This window comes from Pseudomonas sp. CM27 (assembly GCF_013179515.1).
Classification (GTDB): domain Bacteria; phylum Pseudomonadota; class Gammaproteobacteria; order Pseudomonadales; family Pseudomonadaceae; genus Aquipseudomonas.
In genome coordinates this window covers 1-8,528 of sequence record NZ_JABMCN010000256.1, presented here as the reverse complement: position 1 = coordinate 8,528, position 8,528 = coordinate 1, and the positions used below count along the sequence as shown (strand labels likewise).

The following is an 8,528-nucleotide window of genomic DNA, read 5'->3' as shown; positions in this document are numbered from 1 at the left end:
TCGCAAATGGACTGTTCGCTGCATCAAAACCGGCGCATAAGTTTCAAACTTCAAACTTCAAACTTCAAGCTTCAAGCTTCAAGCTCTCACGCTCAGCGCGCCTTCAGATCGAGCCTGCGCAAGTGACAGGTCACTTCCTCCCGATCGTGATACAGCTGCTTGCAAGCAATCGACACCCGAATCTTGCGCGCCTTGAACGTCGCCTCCATGCGATCAAGCAACCGCCGCACTTCGGCATAACGCTGCTTCATCGGCAGCTTCAGGTTGACCACCGCCTCGCGACACAACCCCTCCCCCAGCCAGGTCTCGATCAGCGAGGTAGTGCGCGCCGGCTTCTCGACAATGTCGCACACCATCCAGTCCACCGGATGCTTCGGCTGCCAGGTAAACCCATCAGCCATCAGGTGCTGGACCAGCCCGGTGTCCATCAGGCTTTCGGCCATCGGCCCGTTATCGATGGCCGTCACCAGCATCCCCCGGCGAACCAGCTGGTACGTCCAGCCACCCGGCGAGGCACCCAGGTCGACACCGGTCATGTCATCGCCCAGACGCTGCTCCCACTGCTCGCGCGGGATGAACTGGTGCCAGGCCTCTTCCAGCTTGAGGGTCGAACGACTGGGCGCCTCGCGGGGAAACTTCAGGCGCGGAATGCCCATGGGCCACAGCGCGCTGTTGTTGGCGGCGGCAACACCGGCAAATACCCGCCGGCCGCTGATAAAGGTCAGCAGCAGCCGTGGCCGGTTGGCGTCGTCGACCAGGCGGCCGGCTTTTTCCATGGCCTTGCGCAGCGGCACTTCGAACTTGCGGCAAAAGGTGGACAGTTCCTTGCCATCGTTGCTGTCCAGCACCTCCAGCCACAGGCTGCCGAACACCGGCATGTCGGCCAAATGGGCCAGCAGCACACTGATGCGGTCGGTTTCCGGCAGCTCGACAAAACCACCACGGGCCCACTGCCGCGGGAAAATCAGCTGGTTGAAGCGCAACTCCCCCATCAAGCGCTCGGCACCGCCGTCCTCGCTGCAGACAAACTCGGCACTGGCGCTTTGCGGCTTGCCTTTGGCATAGCCAGCAACACCCAGGCGGGCGGCGTGTTCGCTGATTTCGGCGCACACCTCGCCCTCGAAACCGGGCCGGCAATGCATGAACAGGGTATTCATCTCTCACTCCACTACGGCGGGCGCGCAACAGGCGCCGGCAGGGCGGCGATGATAAAGGAAGTTCGGAACCTGCGACACGCCCCGCCGGTCCAGAAAAGGGTCAGGGGCCATAAACCGGTCTAACCTGACCATTCAGCCAGGTCCGTGCCGTGCGGACCGATACACAACGGTGCTACCGGCAAACCCTGAGTAATTGCCGGGCACCGGCGCAGAAGGAGTTGGCAATGCCCTCGCTCGATAGCCTGAACACCCTCAAGCCCCTCAAGGTCGGCGATCAGACCTACCATTACTTCAGCCTTGCTGAGGCTGCCCGCCAGCTGGGTGATCTGCAGCGCCTGCCCATGTCGCTGAAGGTGCTGCTGGAAAACCTGCTGCGCTGGGAAGACGGCAAGACCGTCAGCGGCGACGACCTGCGCGCCGTCGCCCAGTGGCTGAGCGATCGGCGCTCCGATCGCGAAATCCAGTACCGCCCGGCACGGGTGCTGATGCAGGACTTTACCGGCGTGCCGGCGGTGGTCGACCTGGCCGCCATGCGCGCGGCCATGGCCAAGGCCGGTGGCGACCCACAGCGGATCAACCCGCTGTCCCCCGTTGACCTGGTCATCGACCACTCGGTGATGGTCGACCGCTACGGCACCCCGCAGGCATTCAGCGAAAACGTCGATATCGAAATGCAGCGCAATGGCGAGCGCTACGCGTTCCTGCGTTGGGGCCAGAGCGCCTTTGACAACTTCCGCGTGGTGCCGCCGGGTACCGGCATCTGCCACCAGGTGAACCTGGAATATCTGGGCCGCACGGTCTGGACCCGCGAAGCAGATGGCCGCACCTATGCCTTCCCCGACACGCTGGTCGGCACCGATTCGCACACCACCATGATCAATGGCCTTGGCGTACTAGGCTGGGGTGTCGGCGGCATCGAGGCAGAGGCAGCCATGCTCGGCCAGCCCGTGTCGATGCTGATCCCTGAAGTGATTGGATTCAAGCTGACCGGCAAGTTGCGCGAAGGCATCACCGCCACCGACCTGGTGCTGACAGTCACCCAGATGCTGCGCAAGAAAGGCGTGGTGGGCAAGTTCGTGGAATTCTACGGCGACGGCCTGGCTGAGCTGCCCTTGGCCGACCGCGCTACCATTGCCAACATGGCCCCCGAATACGGCGCCACCTGTGGGTTCTTCCCGGTCGACCAGGTCACACTGGACTACCTGCGCCTTTCCGGCCGCCCCGAGGCGACCGTGCAACTGGTCGAGCAATACTGCAAAACCCAAGGCCTGTGGCGCCTGCCGGGCCAGGAGCCGCTGTTCAGCGACAGCCTGGCGCTGGACATGCACCAGGTCGAAGCCAGCCTGGCCGGGCCGAAACGGCCGCAGGACCGTGTGGCGCTGGGCGAGGTCAGCCAAGCCTTCAACCATTTCATCGAGCTGCAACCCAAACCGCTGGCCAAGGAAGTCGGCCGCCTGGAAAGCGAAGGCGGCGGTGGCGTGGCGGTGGGCAACGCCGATCAGGCCGGCGAGATTGATTACACCCATCAGGAGCAGACTCACACCCTGCGTGATGGGGCCGTGGTAATCGCCGCGATCACCTCGTGCACCAACACCTCCAACCCCAGCGTGATGATGGCCGCCGGCCTGGTGGCGAAAAAGGCCCTGGAAAAAGGCCTGAAACGCAAGCCGTGGGTCAAGAGCTCGCTGGCGCCGGGCTCCAAGGTCGTCACCGAGTACTTCAACGCAGCCGGGCTCACCCCGTACCTCGACCAGCTGGGCTTCGACCTGGTCGGTTACGGCTGCACTACCTGCATCGGCAACTCCGGGCCGCTGGACGAGCCGATCGAGAAGGCCATCGGCAGCGCCGACCTGACCGTGGCCTCGGTGCTGTCCGGCAATCGCAACTTCGAAGGACGCGTGCACCCCTTGGTCAAGACCAACTGGCTGGCCTCGCCGCCCCTGGTAGTGGCCTACGCCCTGGCCGGTAGCGTGCGCCTGGACCTTACCCGTGACCCACTCGGCACCGGCAAGGACGGCCACCCTGTCTACCTGCGCGACATCTGGCCCACCCAGCAGGAAATCGCCGAGGCCGTGGCCAAGGTCGACACGGCAATGTTCCACAAGGAGTACGCCGAAGTGTTCGCCGGCGATGCCCAATGGCAAGCCATCGAGGTGCCACAGGCTGCGACCTATGTGTGGCAGGCGGACTCCACCTATATCCAGCACCCGCCCTTCTTCGACGGCATCGGCGGCCCGCCGCCGCAGATCGCCGACATTCATGACGCGCGGATTCTGGCGCTGCTGGGCGACTCGGTGACCACCGACCACATTTCACCCGCCGGCAACATCAAGGCCGACAGCCCCGCCGGGCGTTACCTGCGCGAGCAGGGTGTAGAGCCACGCGACTTCAACTCCTATGGCTCACGGCGTGGCAACCATGAGGTGATGATGCGTGGCACCTTTGCCAACATCCGTATCCGCAACGAAATGCTGGCGGGCGAGGAAGGTGGCAACACCCTGCACATCCCCAGCGGCGACAAACTGTCGATCTATGACGCGGCCATGCGCTACCAGCAGGAAGGCACCCCGCTGGTGGTGATCGCCGGCCAGGAATACGGCACCGGCTCAAGCCGCGACTGGGCGGCCAAGGGCACCAATCTGCTGGGGGTCAAGGCTGTGCTGGCGGAAAGTTTCGAGCGCATCCACCGCTCCAACCTGGTGGGCATGGGTGTACTGCCGCTGCAGTTCACGGCCGGGCACGATCGCAAGCAACTGGGGCTGACCGGGAACGAGAAAATCGATGTATTAGGCCTGGACAGCGCGCAAATCCGTCCCGGCATGAGCCTGCCCCTGCGCATCACCCGCGCGGATGGGCAGCAGGAGCAGATCGAGGTGCTGTGCCGGATCGACACCCTGAACGAGGTTGAATACTTCAAGGCGGGTGGAATTCTGCATTATGTGCTGCGCCAACTGATCGCGGGCTGAGGCGGCAGGTCTGGCTCTGGATTCCAGGTGCTCCTGAGATCGGGCGCCGCCTGCGCGGCGCTCGATCTGACAAAAATATCCATTCAACAAAAGCCGTGGCTTGCCGATACCTCTCCAAAGCCCTGCGGACTTACAAGCCATGCGTAACAACCAGCCGATTACCCAGAGAGAACGGACTTTCCCTGCCCAGCAGCGGTTGATCTCCACCACCAATGCCAAAGGCGTGATTACCTACTGCAACGATGCCTTCATCGATATCAGTGGTTTCACCCGCGAAGAGCTGACCGGCGCACCGCACAACCTGGTCCGCCATCCCGACGTTCCGCCTGCCGTGTTCGCCCATATGTGGCAAACGCTCAAACAGGGCCAGCCGTGGATGGGGATCGTCAAGAACCGTTGCAAGTCCGGCGACCATTACTGGGTCAACGCCTATGTCACGCCGATCTACGACAACAACCAGGTCGTCGGCTTCGAGTCGGTGCGGGTCAAACCCACTGCCGAACAGATCCGTCGCGCCGAGGCGTTGTACCAGCGCCTCAACCAGGGCAAGCCGGCGGTGCCGCGCCGTGACAAGTGGCTGCCCGTGCTGCAGGACTGGCTGCCGTTCATCCTGATCAGCCAGATGGGCTTCCTGATCGGTAACTGGCTTGGCCATTCCTGGGGCTTCGCCCTGGCCGCCGGGCTTTCGGTTCCGCTGGGGCTACTCGGCCTGAGCTGGCAGCAGCGCGGCCTCAAGCGCCTGCTGCGCCTGGCCGAACAAACCACCTCCGACCCACTGATCGCGCAGATGTTCACCGACAGCCGGGGCGTGCAGGCGCGCCTGGAAATGGCCATGCTCAGCCAGGACGCGCGCATGAAAACCTGCCTGACCCGCTTGCAGGACAGTGCCGAGCACCTCAGTGACCAGGCCCGTCAGTCCGATGCCCTGGCGCACAAAAGCTCTTCGGGCCTGGAGCGCCAGCGGGTAGAAACCGAGCAGGTCGCCGCAGCGGTCAACCAGATGGCAGCCACCACCCAGGAAGTGGCCAACCACGTGCAACGCACCGCCGATGCCACCCAGGAAGCCAACCGCCTGACCACCCAGGGCCGGCAGATTGCCGGGGAAACCCGCGAAGCCATTGAACGCCTGTCGGCGGCAGTGGGCGAAACCGGCCAGACGGTCACGCAACTGGCCAAGGATAGCGACGAGATTGGTGGCGTGGTCGATGTGATCAAGGGCATTGCCGACCAGACCAATCTGCTGGCGCTGAACGCGGCCATCGAGGCGGCGCGAGCCGGGGAAATGGGCCGCGGCTTTGCCGTGGTGGCCGACGAGGTGCGGCAGTTGGCACAGCGTACCGCTGAATCCACCGGGCAGATCCATGGCCTGATCGCCAAGCTGCAACAAACCGCCAGCAATGCCGTGCTGACCATGGAAACCGGTCACCGCCAGGCGCAGGAAGGGGTCGACCGGGTGATGCAGGCTGACGAAGCCCTGGTGGGCATCAGCGAAGCGGTCGCCAACATCACCGACATGGCCACCCAGATTGCTGCCGCAACCGAAGAACAGACGGCGGTCGCAGACGAGATCAGCCGTAACATCAGCACCATCGCCGAACTGGCCGACCAGACCGCCGAACAGGCGCAGCACTCGGCCCTGCTCAGCGAGGAGCTGACCAGCACGGCGGGTAGCCAGTACTCGCTGGTGGAACGGTTCAACCGCTAAGGGCAGAGCCTGACGTTCGATGCAGGCGCGGGCTTGGCCGCGCCTGCATGTCGCTGCTTACCAATCCAGCTGCAAGCGGCTCTCGAAATAGCGCACTTCCCCGCTCAACGGGTCCTCGAAGCGCAGGCTCTGGGCCAGAAGTTTCAGCGGTCGCTGGTAGTCATCTTCCACCTGTAGCAACTGCGGATAGAACGGGTCGTTGCTGATCCCGGCGCCCAGGGCGGCCATGTGCACACGTAGCTGATGGGTCTTGCCCGTCACCGGCGACAACCCGTAGCGCCACAACTCCCCATTCTTCTCCAGCACTTCGGCCAGGGTTTCGCTGTTGGCCTCCCCTTCTACTTCATGCATGCGGAAGAACGGCTCGCCATGGACCAGGCGGCTTTTGTGCACCAACGGAAACGCACGCTGCGGCATGGCAGCAGCAATGGCCTGATAGCGCTTGTCGATGCGCCGTTCGGGGAACAGCCGCTGGTAGGCACTGCGGGTGTGCGGGTTGGCGGAAAACAGCACAAGCCCGGCGGTATGCCGGTCGATGCGGTGCAACGGCACCAGGTGCGGGTTGCCCAAGCGGCGGATCAGCCGGCGCAGCAAGGTATGCTCGACGTACTCCCCGGTCGGCGTCACCGGCAGAAAGTGCGGCTTGTCGGCCACCACCAGGTGCTCGTCCACGTGCAGCACCACCTCCTGCACCGGAATCGGCCGTTCGTTTGGCACTTCGCGAAAGTAGTGCACACGCATGCCCCGCTTGTAGGGCAATTCGGCCGCAATCGCCCGGCCGCAGGCATCCAGCACGCGGCCACGGGCAAACCGGTCGAGCCACTGGTCCCGGTCGATGGCCTTGAAGTGATCACACAGGCAGTCGAGGACCGTCGCCCAGTTACCGGGTGGCAGGCATACCGTACTGGCTTGCTGGTGGGCGGGGTCGAAAGAGGGGGTCATGGCACTACTCGAAACGATCACGGCCGCGCATTATCGCCCAAGCCCACGCCCTCAACCAGCCTGGGAAATCGCCTCGCTGCGTTCCTTGAGCCAGCGCAGCACCTGCACCGGCTCCCAGCGACCAGGGTCGTAGAGTGCGTAAAGCAACCCCTGGTAACCCACCACGTCCAGCCCACGGTGGTAGCCGGCGCGCTGGAACAAGGCCTCGATTTCGGCAAAGCAGGTATTGAAATGGACCTTGCCAAATGGCGTGCGGTCATCGGTCACCAGGCCTTCGAGGCGCAGTTCCAGAACGGCGTCGGCCACCCGGTCCACGGGCATTCGGTTGACGCTGTACTTGAGTTGCTCGACGTTGAGCATGCTGTTACCTCGATACTGTATTTATATACAGCATACGAACTTCCCCTTGTCGCCGTCAACGTGGCTCATTGCAGCCCCGCCAGGTAGCGGCCGCCCTTACGGATGGTCAACACCTGGCGGCGGGGCGTGCCGCGGGTCACGGACAGATGCACCCACTGGTCGTACTCGAGGATGAGCTGATCGAACGGCACGGCACTTTCGCTGATGCGCCGCACGGTTTCACGCGGGCCGACTTCAATTACCGTGAAATCGGCCGCCAGCCCTTGCACATGCTGGCTATTCGAGGCCCCACCAATCAACCGGTTGACCTTTTCACTGCGAAAAGCGCTACTGATAACGATTGGCGCGCCGAACAGCGAGCGCACCTGCTCAAGCGTCTCACACAACAATTGCAGATTGGCCCTGGCTTCGGGAGGGGGGGTGTTATCGGACCCGTCCCTGGCGGCGAGCTGGGAAAAGGTCATTTCATCGAGCGTGAAATGTGGCGTGATAAGCATGGCGAGCGATTCCGACGATAGAGAGGGTGCCGGCCCTGCTGGGCCGACACCTGATCATCAGCTCGTCTCACGCTGCATGGAGCAGGGTTACAGATCCTCTGCTGCCATCATTGCGCTAGAAACGCCACGACCTGTTCGGCATCGAACGGCCAGTGCAACTCGGCACCGTTATCGCAGCGTCGCAGCACTGGAATGATCAGGCCATAGCGCTCGAACAAGTGTTCGCGTTCAGCGATATCGACCAGCTCCACCAGCAGACCACGGTCGACGAAAGGCATCAGCACCGCCTCGGCCACTTCACACAGGTGGCAACCGAGGGTGCCGAACAATTGGCATTCAGGCAGCATGGGGCAGGTCCCGGTTTGGCATTGAGAAATGCCTATTCTAGGTCTGTCCCGGCCACCCTGCACCTGACCTGGCTCAATCCTGGCTAGTGGCACCAATCCGGTGCAGCGAGAGGTCCGCCCCCTGGAACTCCTGCTCATGGCTCAGGCGCAAGCCATGCACTGCCCGGATCGCGCCGTAAATGGCAAAGCCGCCGGCTAATGCCACCAGCACCCCCATCAGGCTACCCAGCAACTGGCTGCTCAGGCTGACACCACCCATTCCGCCCAGGGCAGCCTGGCCGAAGACACCGCAGGCAATGCCACCCCACACCCCGCACAGGCCGTGCAGAGGCCACACCCCCAGAACGTCGTCGATCTTCCAGCGATTTTGTGCGGCGGTAAATGTCCAGACGAACAACGCGCCCGCGAGCAGACCGGTGGCCAGTGCGCCGATCGGGTGCATCAGGTCGGAACCGGCGCAGATCGCTACCAACCCTGCCAGCGGCCCGTTATGCAAAAAGCCCGGGTCGTTACGCCCGGCCAGCAAAGCAGACAAAGTGCCGCCAACCATGGCC

At 63.5% G+C, this 8,528-nt stretch carries 7 protein-coding genes and 1 pseudogene; 2 read left to right on the top strand and 6 right to left on the bottom strand.

What is annotated here, in order from left to right; all coding sequences use genetic code 11:
* Positions 1–92: 92 nt before the first annotated feature.
* Positions 93–1,157 (bottom strand): 23S rRNA (cytidine(2498)-2'-O)-methyltransferase RlmM, encoded by a 1,065-nt coding sequence (gene rlmM / locus HP547_RS24455; protein ID WP_172232018.1) that lies wholly within the window; start codon positions 1,155–1,157, stop codon positions 93–95.
* 224 nt (positions 1,158–1,381) lie between these two features.
* Between rlmM and acnA the strand changes: the two genes are divergently transcribed.
* Together acnA and HP547_RS24445 are read left to right on the top strand one after the other, a co-directional pair.
* On the top strand, positions 1,382–4,123 hold the full coding sequence (gene acnA / locus HP547_RS24450; protein WP_172287926.1) for an aconitate hydratase AcnA: 2,742 nt from the start codon (positions 1,382–1,384) through the stop codon (positions 4,121–4,123).
* A 139-nt stretch (positions 4,124–4,262) separates the two neighbouring features.
* Positions 4,263–5,828 carry a PAS domain-containing methyl-accepting chemotaxis protein gene (locus tag HP547_RS24445; protein WP_172229123.1) on the top strand — a complete coding sequence of 522 codons (1,566 nt, stop codon included), beginning with the start codon at positions 4,263–4,265 and terminating at the stop codon, positions 5,826–5,828.
* A 57-nt stretch (positions 5,829–5,885) separates the two neighbouring features.
* Here HP547_RS24445 and HP547_RS24440 read toward each other — a convergent pair whose 3' ends face one another.
* From HP547_RS24440 to HP547_RS24420, 5 genes and pseudogenes are all read right to left on the bottom strand, one after another.
* Complete coding sequence (locus HP547_RS24440; protein WP_172229125.1) at positions 5,886–6,770, bottom strand: pseudouridine synthase; 885 nt, start codon at positions 6,768–6,770, stop codon at positions 5,886–5,888.
* A gap of 51 nt (positions 6,771–6,821) precedes the next feature.
* On the bottom strand, positions 6,822–7,130 hold the full coding sequence (locus tag HP547_RS24435; RefSeq protein ID WP_172229127.1) for a transcriptional regulator: 309 nt from the start codon (positions 7,128–7,130) through the stop codon (positions 6,822–6,824).
* A gap of 65 nt (positions 7,131–7,195) precedes the next feature.
* On the bottom strand, positions 7,196–7,627 hold the full coding sequence (locus HP547_RS24430; protein WP_172229129.1) for a D-Ala-D-Ala carboxypeptidase family metallohydrolase: 432 nt from the start codon (positions 7,625–7,627) through the stop codon (positions 7,196–7,198).
* 107 nt (positions 7,628–7,734) lie between these two features.
* A complete protein-coding gene (locus HP547_RS24425; RefSeq protein ID WP_172229131.1) occupies positions 7,735–7,974 on the bottom strand; it encodes a glutaredoxin family protein in 240 nt (79 codons plus the stop codon).
* Positions 7,975–8,047: 73 nt separating this feature from the next.
* Positions 8,048–8,528 (bottom strand): annotated as a pseudogene (locus tag HP547_RS24420) (ammonium transporter); the annotation flags it as partial.

What these genes read in the sequence shown, in the direction of transcription:
- rlmM (WP_172232018.1), bottom strand. Translation starts at nt 1,157, where the DNA reads ATGAATACCCTGTTCATGCATTGCCGGCCCGGTTTCGAGGGCGAGGTG.
- acnA (WP_172287926.1), top strand. Translation starts at nt 1,382, where the DNA reads ATGCCCTCGCTCGATAGCCTGAACACCCTCAAGCCCCTCAAGGTCGGC.
- HP547_RS24445 (WP_172229123.1), top strand. Translation starts at nt 4,263, where the DNA reads ATGCGTAACAACCAGCCGATTACCCAGAGAGAACGGACTTTCCCTGCC.
- HP547_RS24440 (WP_172229125.1), bottom strand. Translation starts at nt 6,770, where the DNA reads ATGACCCCCTCTTTCGACCCCGCCCACCAGCAAGCCAGTACGGTATGC.
- HP547_RS24435 (WP_172229127.1), bottom strand. Translation starts at nt 7,130, where the DNA reads ATGCTCAACGTCGAGCAACTCAAGTACAGCGTCAACCGAATGCCCGTG.
- HP547_RS24430 (WP_172229129.1), bottom strand. Translation starts at nt 7,627, where the DNA reads ATGCTTATCACGCCACATTTCACGCTCGATGAAATGACCTTTTCCCAG.
- HP547_RS24425 (WP_172229131.1), bottom strand. Translation starts at nt 7,974, where the DNA reads ATGCTGCCTGAATGCCAATTGTTCGGCACCCTCGGTTGCCACCTGTGT.